At 68.1% G+C, this 20,708-nt stretch carries 18 protein-coding genes; 5 read left to right on the top strand and 13 right to left on the bottom strand.

Annotated features, from left to right (window positions below; all coding sequences use genetic code 11):
• Positions 1–1,042: 1,042 nt before the first annotated feature.
• Both CGZ91_RS12760 and CGZ91_RS12755 read left to right on the top strand, forming a co-directional pair.
• Complete coding sequence (locus CGZ91_RS12760; protein WP_179229361.1) at positions 1,043–1,870, top strand: serine/threonine-protein kinase; 828 nt, start codon at positions 1,043–1,045, stop codon at positions 1,868–1,870.
• Positions 1,870–3,018: a hypothetical protein gene (locus tag CGZ91_RS12755; RefSeq protein WP_144276902.1), complete on the top strand. Its 1,149-nt coding sequence runs from the start codon at positions 1,870–1,872 to the stop codon at positions 3,016–3,018. The genes CGZ91_RS12760 and CGZ91_RS12755 overlap by 1 nt, the downstream gene beginning before the upstream one ends.
• On the opposite strand, the gene CGZ91_RS12750 is transcribed toward CGZ91_RS12755, so the two are convergent.
• From CGZ91_RS12750 to CGZ91_RS12720, 7 genes are all read right to left on the bottom strand, one after another.
• Positions 3,001–3,738 carry a MarR family transcriptional regulator gene (locus tag CGZ91_RS12750; RefSeq protein ID WP_094455690.1) on the bottom strand — a complete coding sequence of 246 codons (738 nt, stop codon included), beginning with the start codon at positions 3,736–3,738 and terminating at the stop codon, positions 3,001–3,003. The genes CGZ91_RS12755 and CGZ91_RS12750 overlap by 18 nt on opposite strands.
• Positions 3,739–3,867: 129 nt before the next feature.
• The gene (locus CGZ91_RS12745) at positions 3,868–4,377 is read right to left on the bottom strand and encodes a hypothetical protein (protein WP_094455688.1); all 510 of its coding nucleotides are present in this window, start codon (positions 4,375–4,377) and stop codon (positions 3,868–3,870) included.
• 4 nt (positions 4,378–4,381) lie between these two features.
• Positions 4,382–5,473, bottom strand: coding sequence for a redox-regulated ATPase YchF (gene ychF / locus CGZ91_RS12740; protein WP_094455686.1), 1,092 nt, complete (start codon positions 5,471–5,473; stop codon positions 4,382–4,384).
• Between the two features lie 69 nt (positions 5,474–5,542).
• Positions 5,543–6,808, bottom strand: coding sequence for a M18 family aminopeptidase (locus CGZ91_RS12735; protein ID WP_094455684.1), 1,266 nt, complete (start codon positions 6,806–6,808; stop codon positions 5,543–5,545).
• On the bottom strand, positions 6,801–7,970 hold the full coding sequence (locus tag CGZ91_RS12730; RefSeq protein WP_094455682.1) for an AGE family epimerase/isomerase: 1,170 nt from the start codon (positions 7,968–7,970) through the stop codon (positions 6,801–6,803). The genes CGZ91_RS12735 and CGZ91_RS12730 overlap by 8 nt, the downstream gene beginning before the upstream one ends.
• The gene (rmuC, locus tag CGZ91_RS12725) at positions 7,970–9,511 is read right to left on the bottom strand and encodes a DNA recombination protein RmuC (RefSeq protein ID WP_094455680.1); all 1,542 of its coding nucleotides are present in this window, start codon (positions 9,509–9,511) and stop codon (positions 7,970–7,972) included. The genes CGZ91_RS12730 and rmuC overlap by 1 nt, the downstream gene beginning before the upstream one ends.
• Before the next feature lie 86 nt (positions 9,512–9,597).
• Positions 9,598–10,587 carry a 4-hydroxy-3-methylbut-2-enyl diphosphate reductase gene (locus CGZ91_RS12720; RefSeq protein ID WP_094455677.1) on the bottom strand — a complete coding sequence of 330 codons (990 nt, stop codon included), beginning with the start codon at positions 10,585–10,587 and terminating at the stop codon, positions 9,598–9,600.
• 39 nt (positions 10,588–10,626) lie between these two features.
• On the opposite strand from CGZ91_RS12720, the gene ilvA reads away from it, so the two are divergent.
• Positions 10,627–11,862 (top strand): threonine ammonia-lyase IlvA, encoded by a 1,236-nt coding sequence (ilvA, locus tag CGZ91_RS12715; protein ID WP_094455794.1) that lies wholly within the window; start codon positions 10,627–10,629, stop codon positions 11,860–11,862.
• The gene (locus CGZ91_RS12710; protein WP_179229360.1) at positions 11,859–12,542 is read left to right on the top strand and encodes a FadR/GntR family transcriptional regulator; all 684 of its coding nucleotides are present in this window, start codon (positions 11,859–11,861) and stop codon (positions 12,540–12,542) included. The genes ilvA and CGZ91_RS12710 overlap by 4 nt, the downstream gene beginning before the upstream one ends.
• A gap of 4 nt (positions 12,543–12,546) precedes the next feature.
• On the opposite strand, the gene CGZ91_RS12705 is transcribed toward CGZ91_RS12710, so the two are convergent.
• Positions 12,547–13,881: a GntP family permease gene (locus CGZ91_RS12705; protein WP_179229359.1), complete on the bottom strand. Its 1,335-nt coding sequence runs from the start codon at positions 13,879–13,881 to the stop codon at positions 12,547–12,549.
• A 145-nt stretch (positions 13,882–14,026) separates the two neighbouring features.
• Between CGZ91_RS12705 and CGZ91_RS12700 the strand changes: the two genes are divergently transcribed.
• Positions 14,027–15,199 (top strand): mandelate racemase/muconate lactonizing enzyme family protein, encoded by a 1,173-nt coding sequence (locus CGZ91_RS12700; RefSeq protein ID WP_094455671.1) that lies wholly within the window; start codon positions 14,027–14,029, stop codon positions 15,197–15,199.
• 30 nt (positions 15,200–15,229) lie between these two features.
• On the opposite strand, the gene tsaD is transcribed toward CGZ91_RS12700, so the two are convergent.
• From tsaD to CGZ91_RS12675, 5 genes are read right to left on the bottom strand one after another with little or no spacing between them, the layout of a single operon-like run.
• The gene (gene tsaD, locus CGZ91_RS12695) at positions 15,230–16,273 is read right to left on the bottom strand and encodes a tRNA (adenosine(37)-N6)-threonylcarbamoyltransferase complex transferase subunit TsaD (protein ID WP_179229358.1); all 1,044 of its coding nucleotides are present in this window, start codon (positions 16,271–16,273) and stop codon (positions 15,230–15,232) included.
• On the bottom strand, positions 16,266–16,784 hold the full coding sequence (locus CGZ91_RS12690; protein WP_094455667.1) for a GNAT family N-acetyltransferase: 519 nt from the start codon (positions 16,782–16,784) through the stop codon (positions 16,266–16,268). Before CGZ91_RS12690 ends, tsaD begins: the two co-directional genes overlap by 8 nt.
• Positions 16,781–17,419, bottom strand: a complete 639-nt coding sequence (gene tsaB / locus CGZ91_RS12685) for a tRNA (adenosine(37)-N6)-threonylcarbamoyltransferase complex dimerization subunit type 1 TsaB (protein ID WP_094455665.1) — start codon at positions 17,417–17,419, stop codon at positions 16,781–16,783. The genes CGZ91_RS12690 and tsaB overlap by 4 nt, the downstream gene beginning before the upstream one ends.
• Positions 17,420–17,438: 19 nt before the next feature.
• A complete protein-coding gene (gene tsaE, locus CGZ91_RS12680) occupies positions 17,439–18,422 on the bottom strand; it encodes a tRNA (adenosine(37)-N6)-threonylcarbamoyltransferase complex ATPase subunit type 1 TsaE (protein WP_179229357.1) in 984 nt (327 codons plus the stop codon).
• Positions 18,415–20,634, bottom strand: coding sequence for a DEAD/DEAH box helicase (locus CGZ91_RS12675; protein ID WP_094455661.1), 2,220 nt, complete (start codon positions 20,632–20,634; stop codon positions 18,415–18,417). Before CGZ91_RS12675 ends, tsaE begins: the two co-directional genes overlap by 8 nt.
• Positions 20,635–20,708: the final 74 nt, after the last annotated feature.

The following is a 20,708-nucleotide window of genomic DNA, read 5'->3' as shown; positions in this document are numbered from 1 at the left end:
GCCCGGAGCTTCCGCTACACGTTGAAGCGGAACTCCACCCCATTCCGACACCGAGCAATCTCTTCCGCCACTGTCGTTGTGCGGGCCAGCACTGATGAGCCGCGCCTTCGCGCACCGGCGGTCAGACAACGGTGTGAGCGGACTCGTCGCCCTCCGTTCGAGCGCACACCATGAGCAGGTTCCCGTCAGGATCCCGGAACTGGACGAAGGCCACGCTCCCGATGTCGACGACGTCCGAGGCGAGTTCGGCCCCGAGATCGCGCAAATGCGCCACGACTGCGCCGAGGTCGTGGCGAGGGCGACCGGGTCATCGCCGCCGAGGATCTCGACGGTTCGCTCAGCACCGTCCGCCAGCTCGACGAGGACCGAGACGCGCGGGTTCCAGTAATCGGCATCCTGAACGACGACGACCCGGCAGGGATGGTCGTCGGGAAGGACGAGGTGCTCGACGGCGAGCATCGCGAGGTTCTTCGCGCGGCGCAGGCTCTCGGGCAGAGCGGCCCATCTGCGCACAGCTTCCGACGTCTCTGCAGTCAATGCGTCTTCCTCGTCGGATGCCCAGCCCGGCGGACGCTCGGTGGCACCGAGGATCCCGGCGAGCCGCTCCGCGGAGGCGGCCATCCGCTCGCACTCGGGCATGGGGATCTGACCGGCGATCTTGTCGAGGACGTTCTGCTCAGGCCTGCTCACGATGGTTCCTTCCCTCCACGGCCAGCCTAGGCCGGAAGACGTCTGCTGTGAATGGGAGGCTGGTCGATGGCGGACGATCACGCGGTGGTGGGCCGGGTCGGCGATGACCCGGCTGCCCTGGCGAGAGCGATCGTGCGGCACCCTGGCAGCCAGTCCTCGCGAAGCTCTTCGGGGTGCTTGGACAGGCAATAGAAATCCCGTGAGTCTCGGACCCTCGGCGCTGTCGGTGGGGCTAGCTCATCATGAGAATCATCCTGCCCTGATGACGGCCGGCGCAGCGCCCCGGGCTGCACACCCGCGACACGTTCGCACCATCCCCGTTCCTCTGGCGCAGGCATGCCAAGATCGTGATATGGCCGACCTGCTGCACGAAGCCTGCTCCCGACTGGACGTCGCGCCCGCGCGCGCCCTCGTGCAGGGCGGACAGAAGCAGGTACATGTCGTGACACACCCCGACGGCACCGAGAGCGTGCTCAAACTAATCGACCTCGGTATGGCTGCGGACCCGGCGGCGCTCGAGCGCGCTCGGCGCGAGGTCGACCTGCTCAAGAGCGTCAACCACCCCAACGTCGTCGCCGTCAGCTCGGACCTCCAGCTGCTCGGCGACCCGCCCGTGGCGGTGTTCTGGCTCGAGGAGCTTCTCGACGGCACCGACCTGCGCCACGGCGGATCGGGGTGGCCTTCGGAGCATCTTCTCGCGCTGGGACGGGACGTGGCGGCCGGGCTCGGCGCGCTGCACGAGAAAAAAGTCATCCACCGCGACCTCAGCCCTGGCAACGTCCAGCGGCTCGCGTCCGGGAAGTTCGTGGTGATGGACCCGGGCTTCGCGAAGCACACCCTCCGGAGCGGGCTGACCGTGGGCGGCCAACCTGGCACCCGCGGCTTCATGACGCCTGAGCACCTCCAGGCGTACTCCGGCTCTCCCACGGCCGCGTCCGACGTCTTCGGGTGCTGCGCCCTCGTCTACCTCGCGGCCACCGGCTATCCGCCCGTCCCCTACAAGGGCGACGATTTCGAGTACCTCCAGCGCCTGCGGACCGCGCAGCACATACCTCTACAGGACGCGCGCCCGGACCTTCCCGACGGCCTGGTCGCCGTCGTAGAGCGGGGGCTCCACCCCCAGCCAGCACGCCGGTACCGCAACGGCGACGCGCTGCAGCGCGCGTTCGAGGCGGCATGATGGGAGTCTTTCTCGGCGACACGGCCCGCAACACCCTGGTCAGGTGGGCCTCGAGCGCCATACGAGGCGGGTACGCGACCGGCGCATACCTGTCGCCCTTCACCTCCCCGCGGCTAGCCAACGGCTTCAAGCGCTCAGCGCAGAACACGTCCGAACTGATCCGAGAAGCCGGCGGCGAGTTCTGGTTCGACCCCATGACGTATGCGCTGAGCATGCCCCGCGCTGGCGACTTCCGGCACTACGACACATGGGACCTCTGGGGCGGCCCACGAGGCGACGTGTCGTCGCGCCCTGCCATGCGTGATCACATCGACCGGGTCTATGCGATTCAGAGGGAGCTCTCCAGCCCGCTCCTCGCCTCCGCCTTGCTGGTTTCCTACCCCGACACGCCCGCGAGCCAGCGTGCGCTCGAGTTCAGCCAGGAGGCCATGGACGCAGAGCCCGCCGCATGGCTCACCGTTGCCGGCGACCAGCAGTTCTGGGGCGCAGGCGCGGAGCTCGACGCCCACGTCGGTGCGCTAGACCAGTTGGAGCCGGCCGGCTGGTTGCTCGTCGTGACGCGGTCCGACAACGCGATGCCTCCCGGCACTACCGCCGAAGAGGTGTACGGCCTGATGCGCACGACCTTCGCCCTCAGCCAGGATCGCCCTGTGCGCGTCGCATTCGGCGACATCGCGGCGCTGCCCGCCGTGGCTGCCGGAGCGGAGGCGGTCGGGACCGGCTGGGACATCCGCCAGCGCATCTGCGCTTACCAGGACTTCGAGGAGCGCGAAGGCGACCAGAACGGCGGCGGCTGGTACCAGCGCCCGACGCTCGGCGGGCTCATGGGCGGGCTGTCGAACCGCGAGTACTCCGTGCTGTCCTCGGAGAACCAAGCGCTGGCAGCGCGGCTGACACCCGGCTCCATTGGCCCCAAACCGGAACAGGCGTTCCAGCATCACGCCTCGATCCTTACGACGATCGTCGACGAGCTGAACGGATTGAGTGGCCGAGACCGGATCGCCGCCTTGCGACGCCGCTACACGGAGGCTCGTCCGGAGTGGCAGGAAGTGAAGCGAATCACTGGCGCGCCGATCGGACCCGACCGGTGGATCAAGCCATTCCTTGACGGACTCGACTTCTTCGCCGCGTCAGAGGGCTGGAGCTGAGGACGCCGTTGCAGCGTACAGGTGCTCGAAGCCCCAGAGGCGCTTCGCCGGTGCGGGACGCCTCGCACGCGGCCTGACGACCCATCCAGAGGACGAATAGAGCCCCGCTCCGTCTTGAGCGACGCGCTCCGCGGCGCGACGCACTGCCACCGGACCGACATCCCCCAGGAGCACAACGTAGTTATCTGCCCACGAGCGATACGCGCGGCCCTGGAGGACCGCCTTCTGCCAGTCCTTCACCTTCGCTTCCAGGGCGAACACGGATCCTCGCGGAACCAGCACGGGATTCACCCTGTGCGCGCCGCCTGGGGTCTTCTCTATTGCACCCGCGCTCTGAAGACGGTTCAGCACCGGCTCGAGAGCCGCGGGCGACCATCCAACTCGTCGAGCGATCGTCGCCGACGACAGCGCCTGTCCCGGGTGCAGCACCGCCAGCACCGAGCAGTCGGCCTCGGCGAGAAGCGGCTGGATGCCCGCAGCGCCGCGCGCTTGAAGCCAGTCCCGCCCCCCGGCCAGAGCGATGAAGTCAGGCAGGCCCAACGGACTGGGCATCTCGGGTATGAGCAACACCTCGCCAGTGGTGCCGGGGAGCGAAGCCGCGGCAGGTTCAGCGAGGTCGTGCAAGGTTAGCTCGGCCTGGGGTTCGAACCTTCGTCCGCCAAGAGACGAGATCGGAGCCACGACTGTCACATTGTGCACGGCCATGACCTCCCACTTCATTGAATCAAGCTACGTACGGCAGAGCGCTCTGCTTCCACCAATGGCAAGCGTGCGCGTCCGACTCGATCATCCTCAAGACGACAGACATCACATGATCCGCTTGCGGCTTCCACCCGTAATTCAGATGTTCTATGAGTGCCGGAACTCCACCGCGTCCCCGTCAAGTGCCGCGTATGCGGCGCGCATCTCGGCTGTCACGTCAATCCCTGCGTTCTCGATCTGTCTCAGCGTCGGCTGTCGCCCGTGCGTGTGGGCACTGTAACGAGACACTGCTTCGACGTCGTTCGCCCTGACCTCACGCGCGAAGACCAACTCGAAGGTCTGGGCCTCGAAGACGAGGAAGACCGCAGTGTCGAAGTCGAAGCTGCGAAATGGGCTGAACTTGCCAGCCTTGCCAGCAGTCCACCCACCCATCGCCTTGACCTGAATCCTTCGGCCGCCGGGATCGGTGACGTCATGTGACTTCGTTGAGTTCGGCTCGAGTACTCCTCCACGAGCCGCGACAACGACCTGTTCGGCTATGTCTCCCAGAGGCTTGTTGTTAGTGCGCACCAAGCCTCGCTGGCGAAGCTCCACGACTACGCTTGCTTCGACTTGAAGCAGCTCCCGTACGCGGAGCCTCGACACGTCGGGCAGCATTAAGCTACTTCTTCCCGCCGGACGTTAGTCCCGTCCGGAACTCCACCACGTCCCCGTCGGCCATGACGTAGTCCTTGCCTTCGAGGCGTACCTTGCCTGCCGCTTTGGCGGCCTGCTCCGAGCCGGCCGCGACCAGGTCGTCGAAGGAGATGACCTCGGCCTTGATGAACCCCTTCTCGAAGTCGGTGTGGATCACGCCGGCGGCCTGCGGTGCGGTCCAGCCCTTGCGGATGGTCCACGCACGGGATTCCTTCGGACCAGCGGTCAGGTAGGACTGCAGACCCAGCGTTTCGTAGCCAACCCGTGCCAGCACGTCCAGGCCGGGCTCCTCCACGCCGGCGTCGGCGAGGAACTCCGCCGCTTCCTCTGGCTCCATCTCGGCCAGCTCAGCCTCAAACTTCGCGTCCAGGAAGATGGCCTCTGCGGGCGCCACGACCTCCCGCATCCGCTGCTTCAGGTCCTCGTCGGCCAACTCATCGGCGTCACAGTTGAACACGTAGATGAAGGGCTTGGCAGTCAGCAGAAACAGGTCTCGCAGCGGTTCCAAGTCCAAGCCCGCAGCGTGGATGGTGGTGCCCGACTCAAGCACCTCGATCGCCTTCTGCCAGGCCTCCAGCTGGGGCTGCTTGTCCTTCTTGATCCGCGCTTCCTTCTCCAGCCGAGGCAGCGCCTTCTCCAAGGTCTGCAGATCAGCGAGGATCAGCTCGGTCGTGATGGTGGAAATGTCACTGCCGGGATCGACCTTGCCGTCGACATGGATGACGTCGCCGTCCTCGAAGACCCGGGTCACCTGGCAGATCGCGTCCGCCTCCCGGATGTGGGACAGGAACGCGTTGCCCATCCCTTCGCCCTGGCTGGCGCCCTTGACGATGCCGGCGATGTCGACGAAGGACACCGTCGCGGGGATGATCTTCTCCGAGGAGTACAGCTTCGCCAGCACCGGCAGTCGCTCATCCGGTACGCCAACGATCCCCACATTGGGCTCGATGGTCGCGAACGGATAGTTCGCCGCCAAGACTTCATTGCGCGTCAGCGCGTTGAACATCGTCGACTTGCCCGCGTTGGGGAGTCCCACAATTCCGATCGTCAGTGCCACGAGAGCCAACCCTACCGGGGACTGGCCAGATCCGGAGCCTTCACGACTGACCGGGCATCGACCCCGGGTTCAGGCACCCAGCAGGTAGGCCTCCAGCACAGCTGCGAGGTCGGCGAGGTCCTGCACGCCTGCCAACTCCCGTGCCGAGTGCATTCCCAGCAGCGGCACGCCCACGTCAACGGTCTGCAGGCCCAGCCGGGCCGCGGTGATCGGTCCGATGGTGGACCCGCACGGGATGGTGTTGCGGGACACGAAGGCCTGAGTTTCGACTTCGGCTTCCTCGCACGCCTTGTACCAAATCGCCGCGCTGAGCGCGTCGCTGGCGTAGCGCTGGTTGGCGTTGAGCTTGAGCAGCGGCCCCTTGGTCAGCAACGGCTGATTCCACGGGTCGTGCTTCTCGGGATGGTTGGGGTTGATCGCGTGTCCGGCATCAGCCGACACGCAGCTGGACCGCGAGATCATCGCCGGGAACTGGTGGGCCTCCGCCCCGATGCTGTGCCAGATCCGGCGCAGCGCGTCCTCCAGAATCGGACCGGCAGCACCGCTGCGGCTGCCAGACCCGACCTCTTCGTGGTCGAACGCTGCCAATACGACAATGTCGTCGGCATCCTCGGCCGCCAGCAACGCCGTCAGCCCGGCATGGACGCTGGACAGGTTGTCCATCCGGGTCGAGGCGAAGAACTGCTCTTCAGCACCGATCACCGCCGGCGGCTGGGTGTCGTAGGTGAAGATGTCATAGCCCAGCAGCTCGTCCTGGCCGATCTCGGCGGCGTCACACAACATCTCGAGCACGTCGGTCTCAGGGCTGTCCACCGCCAGGATCGGTTGCAGGTGCTGCTGCCGGTCCAGCTGTACGCCCTCGGCCAGCGACCGGTCCAAGTGGATCGCGACGTTGGGGATGCGGGCTATCGGGCCGGTCTTGACCAGTCGGGTCTCCTCTCGGGTCACCAACCGGCCGGCAAAGCCCAGATCGCGATCGGTCCAGGTGTGCACGATCGGGCCGCCATAGACCTCGACACCCGCCTGCTGCCAACCAACCGCTGTGATGTCGGGGTTGGGCTTGAGCTTGAAAGCCGGCGAGTCGGTGTGCGAGCCGATGATCCGGGCACTGGAGTCACCGCCGGCACCTTCGGGGATCCGCCACGCGATGACGGCGCCCTCACGGATGAAGTAGTAGCCGCCGGCGGCGAGCTCGGGCCAATCCGTCAGCTCGTCGAGTCGCTGGAAGCCTGCCTTCGCCAGCCGTTCGCCGACCTCGCGGGCAGCGTGATAGGAGGTCGGCGCAGCCTGGACGAACTGGGCCAAGTCGTCGACATGGGCGCGTGCATCAGCCATGGGGCCATCCAACCACGTCCTTGTCCGGCAGCAGACACACCTGGACCGCGTGATAGAGGTCCGCCTTACCGGGCCGGATCGTCGCGGCCGGCTGATTCTGCGGATCGAGTTCGTGATGCCAAGAGCCGTCCTCGAGGTCACGGTGATGGTCGTCGACGAACTGCCACCATTCCTGGACCTGCGCCGCCACCGGAAGGTCGAGCCCCTCGCGTACGGTGGCGGCCGCGAGCGCCTCGGCGGCGACCCAGTGCAAGCGCTGCCGGATCAGCGGCGTCCCGTCCCAGTCGACGGTGTAGATGAAGCCCGGTCGCCCGTCGACGGCCCAGCCGTCAGCACAGGCACGCTCAAACAATGCCCTCGACGCCTGGACCAGGCCTGGATCGGGCTGCTCGGCGTCGAGACGGTGAGCCAGCTGGAGTAGGAGCCGGGACCATTCAAACCCGTGGCCGGGCGTGGCGCCGTAAGGGTGGAAGGGGTCGTCCTTGCGTTCGGCGTTGTGATCCAGCAGTGGCTGCCACTGGGTGTCGAAATGCTCAACGATGCGGTCATCGTGCGCCAACGCCGCGTCCAGCACAGGCTCGGCGATCCGCTGGCCGTGGTCGAGCCAGCGTCGATCCCCGGTGACCGCGGCAGCAGCCATCAGCGCCTCCAGCATGTGCATGGCGGCGTTGGCTCCTCGATAGGCCACCGGCGTACGCCACTCGCGGTCCCAACGTTCGACCAGGTCACCGTCGGCGAGGAACTTTTCCTCGACTGTGGCCAGTGCCTCATCCAACAGGCCCCGGGCGCCGAAGCCCGCGGTGGTCGCGGTCGCCGCACCGAGGATGACGAAGGCGTGGGCGTAGGCCCACTTGCTGTCGTCGCTGATGCCCTCGGACTCCCCGAGCAGGGTGAACCAGCCGCCGTGCTCGGCGTCGCGGAACGGTCCGCGCAGGCTCGCAAGCCCGTGCTCGACCATCTCGTCGGCGCCCGCGAACCCTTCCAGGTGAGCCAGGGCGTAAACGTGGGTGAGGCGACCGGCAACATACAGCGGCCGGTCATGGCCAGGAGTGGGACGCCCGTGATCATCCAGCCAACCAAAGCCGCCCTGCGGCAGCTTGGCCGCCAAACCGAACTGCCACAACCGCCGCGCCTCCTCCTGGCGCCAATCCGGGCCGACCATCAGCCGATCCCCCGCAGTCGCTTCTCCTCGGACACATCACTGAACAGGTCCTCATCACTGGGCTTGCGCGACGGACGCAGCTCGGCGGCCTCCGGCAACTCGCGCCCGACCAGGGACACCGAAGCGCCGGCATCCTCGAGCAGCTCGGCTGAGGTCAACTCCCGCGGCAGATCCTCCAGCGCCTTCGGCTCCGGGAGATCCTGCCCGCTGCCCTGCATGTCCCGGAAGCTGCGTGCCGTCACCAGCACGCGGGACTCGTAGGACCCAACGAACTGGTTGTAGCTCTTCACCGCAGTCCCCAACGAGCGGCCGACCTTGTCGAGATGGCCACCCATGGTGCCGAGCCGCTTGCACAACTCGGCGCCCAGCTGGGAGATCTCGGCCGCGCGTTCGGCCAACTCAGCCTGACGCCAACTCATCGCCACCGCACGCAGCAGCGGGATCAGGATGGCCGGGGTGGCCAACATCACGTTGCGTTGGTTGGCGTACTGGTGCAGGTCGGGTCGCTGCTCCAGCGCCGCCGCGAGAGCCGCCTCACTGGGCAGGAAGAGCACCACGAACTCGGCCGTCTCGGCCTCCAAGGAGCCGTAGTCCTTGCCCGAAAGCTGGTCGACGTGGGTCTTGAGCAGCTGCCCGTAGCGGCTCAGATGCTCGCGCGCGACGGCCTCGTCGCTCGCCTCGCCGGCCTCGAGCAAGGAGTTGATCGGTGCCTTCGAGTCGACGAAGATCGCGCGCCCCTCCCCCAGCGCGACCCGCATGTCGGGGCGCAGCCGACCGTCGGCGGTTTCGACGGAATGCTGGGTGGTGAAGTGGCAGTGCTCGATCATGCCCGACATCTCGGCGGCCTGCTTGAGCTGCAACTCGCCCCACGAGCCGCGTACCTGCGGCTTGCGCAGGGCATTGCTCAGCGCACGGGTTTCCTTGCGCAGCTGCTCCCCGCTGGTCTGCACCTGAGTGACCTGGCTGCGCAGCTCGGCCGCCATGGCGACGCGCTCCTTCTCCATCTGCTCGAGACGCTCGTTGTACTTGCGCAACGTCTCCTGCATCGGCGCCATCATCTGCTCGGTCGCCTTCAGGCGCTGCTCGGCGGCAGCCTCAGCCTTGACGCTCTGCTGCTCCAAGGTCTGGTCCGAGAGCTCCTTGAACTGGGCCACCAACCGCTCCCGGTCCTCCTTCACCTCGGCCAGTCGCTGCTCGACAGCAGCGGCATGGGTCGTGGCGCGGGTCGCCTCGGACTGCGCCACGACGAGCTCGCGGCGTACCTGCTCGGTCTCGATGCGGGCCTCGGACACCTGACCACGCGCGCGCTCGGTCTCGGCCTGGGCCTGGGACACGGCGGCGCGAGCATCGGCGGCCTCGGCTCGCGAGGCCGCGGCATCGCTGCGCTGCCGGTCCACTTCCTGCGCCATCCGCGCGGTCTCGGCCTGCGCAGTGGCCTGCGTCGCCGCACTGTCCGCACGTCGCAGACGCGCCATCACGACGGCGCCACCGACGCCCCCGATCACCACTCCGACCAGCAGGCCGATCCAAAGGAACTCCATGACTCCCACTGTGGTGCACGGGTCCGACAAAAGGTCGGCGCAACGCCTGCCTGACCCTCGATTGTCCCCCGCTGGCCGCGAAAAACTCAGTTCGTGGGAGGAGTGACGTCGCGTTTCTTGAGATCCTTGCGCAGCTCGGGCGGCAGCGAGAACATCAGCGATTCCTCGGTCAACGTCTCCTCACGTCCCTGCGGGAACCCGCGCTCAGTGAGGTACTCGCGCACGCCCTCGACCAGGTGCTCCGGCACCGAGGCCCCAGAGGTGATGCCGACGTGGTTGACACCCTCCAGCCAAGCCGGATCGATCTCGCTGGCGTTGTCGACCCGGTACGCCGTCTTGGCGCCGGCCTCCAGCGCCACCTCGACCAGGCGTACGGAGTTGGACGAGTTCGCCGACCCGACCACGATCATCAGGTCGCAGCCCTGCGCGATCTGCTTCACGGCGACCTGACGGTTCTGGGTGGCATAGCAGATGTCGTCCGAGGGCGGATCCATCAGCAGTGGGAACTTCTCCCGCAGCCGCCGGACGGTCTCCATCGTCTCGTCAACGCTCAACGTGGTCTGGGACAGCCAGGCCACCTTGGAGGGGTCCTTGACCTCGACGTGCTCCACGTCGGCGGGGCTCTCGACCAGGGTGGTGCGGTCCGGCGCCTCGCCTGCGGTGCCCTCTACCTCTTCGTGGCCGCTGTGACCGACCAGCAGGATCTCGACGTCATCCTTGGCGAACCGCTTCGCCTCGCTGTGGACCTTGGTCACCAGCGGGCAGGTCGCATCAATGGTGCGCAGATTGCGGTCGACGGCCTCCTGGCGTACGGCCGGCGACACTCCGTGGGCGGAGAAGATCACCATCGAGCCCTCGGGCACCTCGTCGAGCTCCTGGACGAAGATCGCGCCGCGTTCGGTGAGGTCTTCCACCACATGTCGGTTGTGGACGATCTCCTTGCGCACATAGATCGGCGCGCCGTAGTGGTCCAGTGCCTTCTCGACTGTCACCACCGCGCGATCGACGCCGGCGCAATATCCTCGCGGGGCCGCAATCGTGACGCTGCGGTCAGGGCGGATGCTCTGGTCAGTCATGCCGCCCAGTCTAGGTGGTGCAAGGATGGCGGGGTGCATGTGAGTGTTGCTGACATCGAACGGGCTCGTGAGCACCTGGCCGGGGTGGTCTCGACCACCCCACTGCTGCCCAACCCGCGGCTGAGTGCTCGCGCCGGCGCCCGGGTCTTCGTCAAGCGGGAGGACCTGCAGCCGGTCCGCAGCTACAAGCTGCGGGGGGCGTACAACTTCATGTCCCAGCTCAGCCCCGAACAACGCGCCGCCGGCGTCGTCACGGCCAGTGCGGGCAATCACGGCCAGGGGGTGGCGTACGCCTGCCGCGAACTCAACATCCATGGCCGGATCTATGTGCCGGCGACCACCCCGTTGCAGAAGCGGGAGCGGATGCGGGCAATCGGTGGTGACCATGTCGAACTGGTGGTGTACGGCGCCAACTACGACGAAGCGGCAGCTGCCGGCGGCGAGGCGACCTCAGCGGGCGCGATCTTCGTGCCGGCCTTCGACCACCCCCGCACCGTCGCCGGGCAGGGAACGGTGGCCCCCGAAATCTGTGACCAGCTCGGCGCGGCTCCCGACGTACTGGTGGTGCCGGTGGGCGGTGGGGGCCTGTTGGCCGGGTGCCTGCTCTGGTTTGCCGAGCACGCCCCCGACACCCGCATCGTCGGCGTGGAACCTGCCGGCGCCGCCAGCCTCGCTGCAGCCCTGGAAGCGGGCCGCCCGGACCCCCTGCCCGATCTGGACAGTTTTGTCGACGGGGCGGCAGTCCGGACCGTCGGCCACCTGCCCTACGACATCATCAGCAGCCATCCGGTGGAGCTGACCCGGGAGCCGGAGGGACAGATCTGCAGCGAGATGCTGGAGATGTATCAGGTCGACGGCATCATCGCCGAACCGGCGGGCGCCCTCGCGGCCTCGGCGGTCGGCCACAGCCTCCAGGTTGAGCCGGACCAGACCGTCGTGGTGCTGGTGTCGGGCGGAAACAACGACGTCTCCCGGTACGCCGAAGTCGTGGAGCGCTCCCTCATCTTCGCCGGCCTCAAGCACTACTTCCTCGTCAGCTTCCCGCAGGAGCCGGGTGCGCTGCGCCGCTTCCTCGACGAGGTGCTGGGGCCCGACGACGACATCGCCCATTTCGAGTACGTCAAGCGTTCCAACCGTGACGAAGGACCTGCCCTGGTCGGCATCGAGATCAGCCGCCCCGAGGATCTGGCCGGCCTGATCGCCCGGATGGACGCCTCCCCGATCCGTTGCGAGAAGATCCTGCCCGACTCGCCGTTCTATCGGATGCTGGTGTGAGCGGGCGCCAAGGGCGTACGCCGCTGTCGGAGCGCGTGGCTCGCAGACTCGAGGGACGCATCGTCGGCGGCGACCATCCCGTCGGCTCCAAGCTGCCCTCAGAAACGGTCCTGGCAGCCGAATACGGCGTGGGCCGCAGTTCGATGCGCGAGGCGATCAGGATCCTCGCCACCGAGGGCTACCTGCGACCCCAGCACGGGCGGGGTGTGTTCGTCATCTCCACCCGGCCCACCGTCGGCGGCGTCGATCTGGCCCTGACTGGCGGCTACACCGTCACGGACCTGTTCGAGGCGCGGATCGCGATCGAGGGGGCTGCGGCTGAGCTCGCCGCCAAGCGTCGGACCGACCACCATTGCGAGTTCCTGGAGTCGATCCTGTCGGCGGCAGCTAACCCGAACACCTCGACCGAGGACTTCATCTCCCTGGACGGGCAATTCCACCACGAGATCGCTCAAGCGAGCGGCAACCCCTTGCTGGTGCGGATCTGGGAGTCGATCGCCGACCAGTTCACCGAGTACTCCAGGAAAGTGATCGGCTTGGAGGGCCGCCGCGAGCGCGCGCACGCCGACCACGTGGCGATCGCCCGGGCGGTGATCGAGGGCGACCGGGATGCCGCTCGGGCGCGGGCCGTGGACCACGTCGTGGCGGTCCAACAGGAGCTCACGCGCCTGCGGCAATGACGACTCACACGACCAGATCGGCCGCCAACACCATCAGCAAGGCCACCACCGACAGCAGCGACTGCGCCAACGTGTAGGTCTTCAGGGTGCCGCGGGTGGACAGTCCGAACAGGCTGCGCAGCATCCAGAAGGCGTTGTCGCTGAACTGGCCACCGAAGGCGCCACCTGCGCCGGCGGCGAGCACCACCAGCACCGGCGACAGCCCCGACGGCTCCACCAGCGGGGCGATGATGCCGATGGCCGTGATGCCGGCGACGGTCTGCCCGCCGAGCGCGGTGCGCATCACCGCGGCCACGAACCACACCACCACCAGCGGCAGGATGGATGTCGCCTCGAACAGGGTCGCCAAGACGTCGCGCATCCCCGTGCCGGCGATGATCTGACCCAGCGCACCCGCCACTGCCGTGACGATCAGGATCGTGCCGCCGGTCTCCAGTGCGCGGTTGACCGCGTCCTCCTGGTCGGCCAGCCCCCGCCGCGCCACGCAGATCACCAACGCAACGAGTGCACCGATCAGTAGGGCCATCACGGGGTCGCCGAGCAGGCCCACGACCGGGCTGGTCCAGCCCAGCATGGGAGCCACGATTCCGAGGATCACCAAGATCAGCGCGGTGGCAATCGGCGCCACGGCCAGCAGCAGCGGTGGCAGATTCTGTTCGGCTTCCTCGTCATCGTCCGGAGCATCGTCAATAAGGTCGTCCTCGTCCTGGGCAACGTTCCACCAGCCCAGCTTTTCGATGATGAAGAGATAGAGGAACGTGCTCAGCACGACCGCCGGGATCGCCAACAGGAAGCCGGGGACGAGCATCGCAGACACCGACAAACCCATCGCGCCGAGGTAGGCAAGCATCGCCGCGCCCGGAATCACCAAAGCGTTGCCGACCGCCAGGCCCATCGCCACTGGGCCAGCCAATGACGCCATCGGTCGATTCGTACGCCGCGCCACCCGCCGGGCGATCGGTGCAACCAGCACGAGCAGCACGTCGAAGTAGATCGACGGGGTGATCGTGGCGAGAGTGAGGCTGAAGGCGTACGGGGAGCCGCGGCGCCCGAAGACGCGCAGGATGGCTTGCACGATGCGCTGGATCGCGCCATAACTCGACATCAGGAAGCCCATCACCACGCCCATCGTGATGAGCAGGCCGACCTCGGCCATCAGGCCGCCGAAGCCCTCATTGAGCCCGGCCACGAGATCAGCGGGCGTGAAACCGGTGACCAATCCGAGATAGATCGCGCCGATCAGCAGCGAAATCGCAGGATTGAGACGAAACCGCACGATGAGCACGGCGATCGCAACGAACGTCACGACGAAGTGAACGATGAGCCACGGTGTTGACACCACTGTCCCCTACTCGGATCGACCACCCGCCCGGTGCGGGTAACTTGTCTGAGGAGTGTACGCCCCGCAACTGCCGTTTTGGCAAGTTTTCTGCGCCGGTGTCGCTACACTCATCAGACCTGTTGCCTCGGAGAGGATCCCCCTGATGAAGATCACCACGATCGAGACCTTCCTGCTGAAGGCACCGCTGGGTTCCGAGCGTTTCTGGTCCTCCCAGGCTGCCTTCCCCGAGCGCACCAGCCTGTTGGTGCGCCTCACCGCCGACAACGGACTGGTCGGTTGGGGCGAGGGTGGCCAGTACGGGCCAGGCGAGCCAGTGCAGACGGCGATCGAATCCGTGCTCGGACCGGTGCTGCTTGCGATGCCCGATGCCTCCCCCGCAGTGGTCTGGGAACGGCTCTACACCCACAGTCGCGACTTCGGGCAGAAGGGCACCTACGTCGAAGCCATCAGCGCCATCGACATTGCCCTGTGGGACCTGCTGGGCCAGGAGCTGGGAGCGCCGGTGTCGACCCTCATCGGCGGCCGGTTCCGGGAGCGGATCCGCGCCTACGGCACCGGCGGCTACTACCGCTTCGAGGAGTTCGACGCAGCACGGGATCTACCGGCCCTGCGGGAGACCGTACGCGAGTACGCCGGCTCGGGCTTCACGATGCTGAAGCTGAAGGTCGGGCTGCTGCCGGTAGCCCAGGATGCTGCGCGGGTGCACGCGGTACGTGAGGAGCTGGGCGACGGGTTCACGCTCATGGTGGATGCCAACCATGCGTACAACGCGGCAAGCGCGATCAGCATGGGACACGCGCTCGAGGAAGCCGACGCCGCCTTCTTCGAGGAGCCCGTCCCGCCGGAGGATCTCAGCGGCTACCAGCGGGTCCGGGCAGCGCTACGTATCCCGATCGCTGGCGGCGAAGCGGAGTTCACCCGGTACGGCTTCCGAGAACTCATCGCCCGGGAGTGCATCGACATCGCCCAACCGGACGTCTGCGTGAGCGGCGGCATCACGGAGGTGCAGCGCATCGCTGCCCTCACCAGCGCGGCCAACCTGCGGCTGATCCCCCACGTGTGGGGTTCGGGCATCGCATTGGCGGCCGGCCTCCATGTGTGTGCCGCGTTGCCGCTGGCACCGCACACCCACGTGCCGATTCCGCTCCAGAACGAACCGGTGATCGAATTCGATCGCACGCTCAATCCGCTCCGCGACGACCTGCTCCTCACTCCGTTCGGCGTCGACGACGAGGGCTGCGTTGCGGTCCCGACCGCCCCGGGGCTCGGGATCGACATCGATCTGGATGTCTTGGAGCGCTATCAGGTCGGCTGAGCCCGCCTTGGTGGTCGCCAGCGAGCCGGCCTAGACCTGGACGCGACTGATCGGCAGGCCCGAATCGGCGCCGAAGTCCAGCCCGGACGGCGGCCGACCGGCGGCGACCAGTTCGGACCCGACAGCGGCAATCATGGCACCGTTGTCGGTGCACAGGCCCGGTCGCGGCCGGCGTACCTGGATGCCAGCCGATGCGGCCCGGTCAGCCATCAACTCCCGCAGTCGTGAGTTGGCAGCGACCCCGCCGCCCAGCACCACCGTGTCCACGCCGTACTCCTGGCAGGCGTCGATCGTCTTGGCGGTGAGGACGTCGCACACAGCTTCCTGGAAGCTGGCTGCCACATCGGCGACCGGGAACTCCTCGCCCTCGAGCTCTCGGGTCTCGACCCAGCGCGCCACCGAGGTCTTGAGGCCGGAGAAGGAGAAGTTGAAGCGGTGCTTGTCCTGGTCCCTGGCCCCGGTCAGACCTCGCGGGAATCGGATGGCGCGGCGGTCCCCCTCGGCAGCGGCTCGGTCGATCACGGGACCGCCCGGATAGGCCAACCCCAGCAGCCGCGCCACCTTGTCGTAGGCCTCCCCCGCGGCGTCGTCGATGGTCGCGCCGAGTTCACGGATGTTGCCGACCCCGCCGTCCATCAGCAGGATCGAGGTGTGGCCACCGGACACCAGCAGCGCCACGCATCGCTCGGGAAGCGGGCCGTGCTCCAGCGCATCGACGGTGACGTGACCGGCAAGATGGTTCACCCCGTACAGCGGCTTGCCGGTCGCCAGCGCCAGCGCCTTCGCTGCGGCCACACCGACCACCAGGGCACCCATCAGCCCGGGCCCGGCCGTGACAGCGATCGCGTCCAGGTCCGTCAACTCGACCTCGGCGGCGGCCAATGCTCGGTCCAGGGTCGGCACCATCGCCTCCAAGTGCGCGCGAGACGCGACTTCGGGGACCACGCCACCGAAGCGGACGTGCTGCTCGACCGAGGATGCGACCTCATTGGCGAGCAACGTACGCCCCCGGACCACGCCGACGCCGGTCTCGTCGCAGGAGGACTCGATCCCCAACACCAAAGGTTCACTCATCATTGCCATCCGGTTCAGACGAAGCAGAAATACCCGATTCGGCAAAGGCCAGATCGGTGAGCGCAAGTCGCATCAACACCGCATCGGCCCCGACGCCGCGGTTGCCGTCAGGCCCACCGCCGCCGTAGTAACCGGCGCGGCGGCCCACCCCGACAAACCCGATCGACTCATAGAGCCCTCGGGCCGCGATGTTGTCCGCCGCTACCTCCAGCAGCATGGTCTCGGCACCGCGTTCACGTGCCCAGGCGATTCCAGCGTCGATCAGTTCCCGGGCCAGGCCCCGACGCCGATGCGTCGGCGCCACCACCACCCGAAACAGTTCGACCTCATCCAGCAGGAGTTGATAGCTGGCCACGGCCTCGACGCGGTGGTTGACCTCGGCCACCAAGACGAACCGGTGGTCCAACTCGGCCTGCCACAGCGCCGCGGTCCAGCGCTGCCCAACCGGAAAAGCGCCCTCCAGCGCAACGATCGCCGCCAGGTCGGCCTGGCTCGCCTGCCGCAGGATCATCGCCGCCTCAACGCCGTCAGGGCAGACTTCCGGCCGGTCGGCACCACCGCGTCCGGAGGTCGCAGATACATCGGCTCGGCTGGCACCTCGGGCAACTCGGTCGCAGCCATCAGCGCCGCGTCCAGATCCGGAGCGACATCGCTGACCGGACCGGGCACCGGATGGAGCCGGGCGCCCGGACCGACCACGGTCAGCGGCGGCAACTCGGCCGCCGCGGACACCTGCGGCTGTGCCTGGCGTACGCCGGCGGCGTAGCTGGCCCAGTAGAGCTCCTTGCGGCGCGCGTCAATGGCCACCACGAAATCCTCGGTGATGCCGGCCGCGACGGCCTGGGCCGCGAGCACGTCCAAACTGCACACGGCCGCCGCAGTGATGCCATTGACGCGCGCCAGGGTCCAAGCCGTGACGATCCCGACCCGCAGGCCGGTGAACGGCCCCGGGCCCATCCCGACCACGATGCGCGCCAGATCGGCAACCGCAAGCTGGTGGCGTTGCAGCAGCTCCCCGATGGCGGGGGCAAGGTCCTCGACCTGCCGCCGCGGGTCCTCGCTGCCCCAACGATCCACCGGTACACCGTCCCGCGCGAGTCCGATGCGGACCCCGGTGGACGTGTCGACCGCCAATGTCCAACTCATCGTCGCTCCCCTGCCCGCATCACAGGCTCTCCACCACTCCGGTGAGCACCTGTCGGCTCCAGCGTTGTCGGGCCGTCGGCGTCGCACCGGCTTCCAGCCACACCGTACGCCCCTCGGCCCCGGTGGGTCGTTCGATCAGCACCTGCAGCACCTGGTCGCTGAGTTCCTCGGCGAGCCCCTCGCCCCACTCAATGACGGTGAGGGAATCGGCCATCGTGTCGACCAGGTCCAGGTCCCACAGTTCGTCGGCCGATCCCAGCCGATACGCATCGACGTGCACCAGCCGGCGTATGCCGCGGGCCAGCGCCTCCGGATCGGTGGCGGCGTGCACCCGGGACAGCACGAAGGTCGGCGAGATCACCGCTTCCACAACGCCCAGGCCGGCGCCGATGCCCTGGCTCAGGGTGGTCTTGCCCGCGCCCAGGTCGCCACTGGCGATCAGCAGGTCGCCGCCACCAGCGACCCGCGCCAGGCGCGCACCCAGCCGGTGCATCGCGTCGGCGTCGGCGATCTGCACCACCACGGGCAGCGCCCGACGCAGGGTGAGGTTCGGCCCGGAACGGGCCACTTCCTCAAAGCCGCGGCGCCGCCAGAACCGCACCACGTGGTCGAATTCGACCCGGGCAACCAATTCCAACGTGGCGGCCCCGGCGCGGGCGGCCGCACGGATCGCTTCGACCACCATCGCCCCGGCGATGCCCTGTCGCTGGAATCGCGGGTGCACCGCGACGCGGGCGATACGGGCGGCGTCGCCTTCGAATGACAACAGCAACGTGCCGGCAGGCTCACCCTCGATCTCGACCAGGATGCCGTGCTGGCCTTGGCCACCCTCAGCCGCCGGCAGCACCGTCGTCCGCAGCGACTCAACGGTTTCGCCGAGTGCTGCGGCCGGTGGATCAACCGGGGGCCGGGCGCCGAAGGCAGCCCGGATCACCTCCAGCATCGCGGGCGCGTCGGAGACCGTCGCGGCCCGGGTAACGGGTGTGGCGCTCCGGTCAGTCACGACCGGGCCGCCTCCCGCTCTTGCCCTGATGTCCGCCCTGGTAGCCCTTGCCCTGACCACGGCCCTTGCCGTGGAAGGGGCGCCGGCCACCACCGGGGCCGCATCGGCGGGGTCCGCCGCGCCGCGGCGGGCGGGGAGCGACGATCGTCTCGTACTCCTCATGGCTGATCGGCTCACCGGCGCCGGCACCGGCGCGCAGCTCGCTCTCCATCCGGGAGTCAGTGCCGCGGATGGTGTCGGCCTTGACCTGAACTTCGGAGAGCATCCGGTCGACCATCTTGCGCTGGTGCGGCAGCACCAGGGTGATGTTGGCGCCGGCGTGTCCGGCGCGGGCAGTACGCCCGGCGCGGTGCAGGTAGTCCTTCGAGTCCCCGGCCGGGTCGACCTGGAGCACCATCTCGACCGAGTCGACGTGGATGCCGCGGGCGGCCACGTCGGTGGCGACGATGACGCCGATCTTGCCCTCGCGGAAGGCGGTCAGGACCCGGTTGCGGGCGCCCTGGCCCATGCCGCCGTGCAGGGCACCGGCCAGCACGCCGACCTCACGCAGCTGCTCGGCGACCCGGTCGGCGGCACGCTGCGTACGGACGAAGACGACGGTGCGGGCACCGTTGTCGGCGAGGCGACGCATCGCCTCGACCTTGTACTGCCCGGGCACCTGGACCAGCCAGTGGCTGAGCGCGGTGACCGGCGAACTGGCCGAGTCGACCGAGTGCTGCACCGGGTCGTTCAGGTAACGCTTGACGAGCTTGTCGACGCCGCGGTCCAAAGTGGCGGAGAAGAGCAGGTGCTGGGCGTTGGCCGGGATGGCGTCGAGGATGGTGGTCATCTCCTCCATGAAGCCCAGGTCAGCCATGTGGTCGGCCTCGTCGATGACGACGCCCTCGACCTGGCCGAGGTCGGCCACGCCCTGCTGCATCAGGTCGATCAACCGACCCGGGGTGGCGACGACGACGTCGACGCCACGCTCAAAAGCACGGCGCTGCGGGGTGTAGCTGAGGCCACCGGCCACGACCACGGTCCGCAGCCGCACCGCACGGGCGGGCCCGGCGAGGGCGTCGTGCACCTGCATGGCGAGCTCGCGGGTGGGGGCAAGGATGACGCCGCGGGGCTTGGTTTGAGAACCGTCCTGGGCGAGGCGGGTCAGCAGCGGCAGGCCGAAGCCGAGCGTCTTGCCCGATCCGGTCCGGGCGCGGCCCAACACGTCGCGGCCGGCCATCGCGTCGGCGATGGTGGCGCGCTGGATCGGGAAGGGGGCGTTGATGCCGTTGCGTGCCAGTTCCTGGACGATCGGTTCCGGTACGCCGAGCTCGGCGAAGGAGCCCTGCGGCAGGTCGGCCTCGGCGACGCTCTGCGGCGCCTCGGTGATGGTGGCGGTCATGTCTTTCTCCTCACGGCCCCGGTCCACGGGGGTGGTGTCAGTCGTGAGGTTCTCGGAATCCGTGGTCTCGGAGCCAAGGAGCGCCTCATGCAACAGGGGCGAGTCACCCTTGGGTGTCTCGCGATGGAACGGACGGCTCGGGGGGCGGTGGGCCTCCCGCGGTTGCCGAACGCGCTTCTTGTACGCGTCCCGGCCGCCGTCCTTCTGGTAGCCGGACTTCTTCTCGAAGCCAGCCTTCTTGTCGTACCTGGTGTTTCCGGAGCGGTCCCGCTGGTCCGAGTCACGCTCGTCGCGGCGATCCCCCCGGGGTGCCCAGTCACGGTTGTCGGACCGCTCGGAACGGTCACGCTTGTCGTTCCAGTCGCGCTTGCCGTAGCCGACGCCGCGTCGGGGACGATCCTCCCGGCCCCGGTCATCCCGAGAACCACGATCGAAGCCACGATCCTCACGGGAGCCACGCTCGTCGCGCGATCCCCACTCGCGACGCGGGCCGCGATCCTGGCTGCGAGGACGGTCCTCGCGATCACCCTCCCAGCCCTTGCGACCACCCCGACGGTCATCGGAGCGGCGGTCGTCACGACCACCGCGGTAGCCGCCCCGGTCCTCCCGGCGCCCCTCGGCGCGGGACTCGTCGTCACGCCACCGGTTCTTCACCTTCGGCTGACCCTCGGAGCGACCCCGGCCACGCGGCTTGTGTCCTCGGTCCTTGCGTTCGGCTGAGGTCCAGCGCCGCTTGGGGGTGCCGTCGGCCTTGCGGCCCTTGGCGCGGCCCGAGCCACCCGTACGGGCGGGCCCCCCGGTTCGGGCAGGATTGATTCGCTGCGAAGACATGTGGGGGCACTCCTGTAAATCTGGGGGAACCAACGAAGCTTAGTTCAGCATCACGCCAAACCACTAATCCCGCA

This window comes from Parenemella sanctibonifatiensis (assembly GCF_002250565.1).
GTDB lineage: Bacteria > Actinomycetota > Actinomycetes > Propionibacteriales > Propionibacteriaceae > Parenemella > Parenemella sanctibonifatiensis.
This window is presented reverse-complemented; position numbering and strand designations above follow the sequence as displayed.

What these genes read in the sequence shown, in the direction of transcription:
- tsaB (WP_094455665.1), bottom strand. Translation starts at nt 17,419, where the DNA reads ATGAGTTGGACATTGGCGGTCGACACGTCCACCGGGGTCCGCATCGGA.
- CGZ91_RS12675 (WP_094455661.1), bottom strand. Translation starts at nt 20,634, where the DNA reads ATGTCTTCGCAGCGAATCAATCCTGCCCGAACCGGGGGGCCCGCCCGT.
- CGZ91_RS12720 (WP_094455677.1), bottom strand. Translation starts at nt 10,587, where the DNA reads ATGACTGACCAGAGCATCCGCCCTGACCGCAGCGTCACGATTGCGGCC.
- CGZ91_RS12755 (WP_144276902.1), top strand. Translation starts at nt 1,870, where the DNA reads ATGGGAGTCTTTCTCGGCGACACGGCCCGCAACACCCTGGTCAGGTGG.
- CGZ91_RS12750 (WP_094455690.1), bottom strand. Translation starts at nt 3,738, where the DNA reads ATGAAGTGGGAGGTCATGGCCGTGCACAATGTGACAGTCGTGGCTCCG.
- CGZ91_RS12760 (WP_179229361.1), top strand. Translation starts at nt 1,043, where the DNA reads ATGGCCGACCTGCTGCACGAAGCCTGCTCCCGACTGGACGTCGCGCCC.
- rmuC (WP_094455680.1), bottom strand. Translation starts at nt 9,511, where the DNA reads ATGGAGTTCCTTTGGATCGGCCTGCTGGTCGGAGTGGTGATCGGGGGC.
- CGZ91_RS12700 (WP_094455671.1), top strand. Translation starts at nt 14,027, where the DNA reads ATGAAGATCACCACGATCGAGACCTTCCTGCTGAAGGCACCGCTGGGT.
- CGZ91_RS12730 (WP_094455682.1), bottom strand. Translation starts at nt 7,970, where the DNA reads ATGGTCGGCCCGGATTGGCGCCAGGAGGAGGCGCGGCGGTTGTGGCAG.
- CGZ91_RS12745 (WP_094455688.1), bottom strand. Translation starts at nt 4,377, where the DNA reads ATGCTGCCCGACGTGTCGAGGCTCCGCGTACGGGAGCTGCTTCAAGTC.
- CGZ91_RS12690 (WP_094455667.1), bottom strand. Translation starts at nt 16,784, where the DNA reads ATGATCCTGCGGCAGGCGAGCCAGGCCGACCTGGCGGCGATCGTTGCG.
- tsaD (WP_179229358.1), bottom strand. Translation starts at nt 16,273, where the DNA reads ATGAGTGAACCTTTGGTGTTGGGGATCGAGTCCTCCTGCGACGAGACC.
- CGZ91_RS12735 (WP_094455684.1), bottom strand. Translation starts at nt 6,808, where the DNA reads ATGGCTGATGCACGCGCCCATGTCGACGACTTGGCCCAGTTCGTCCAG.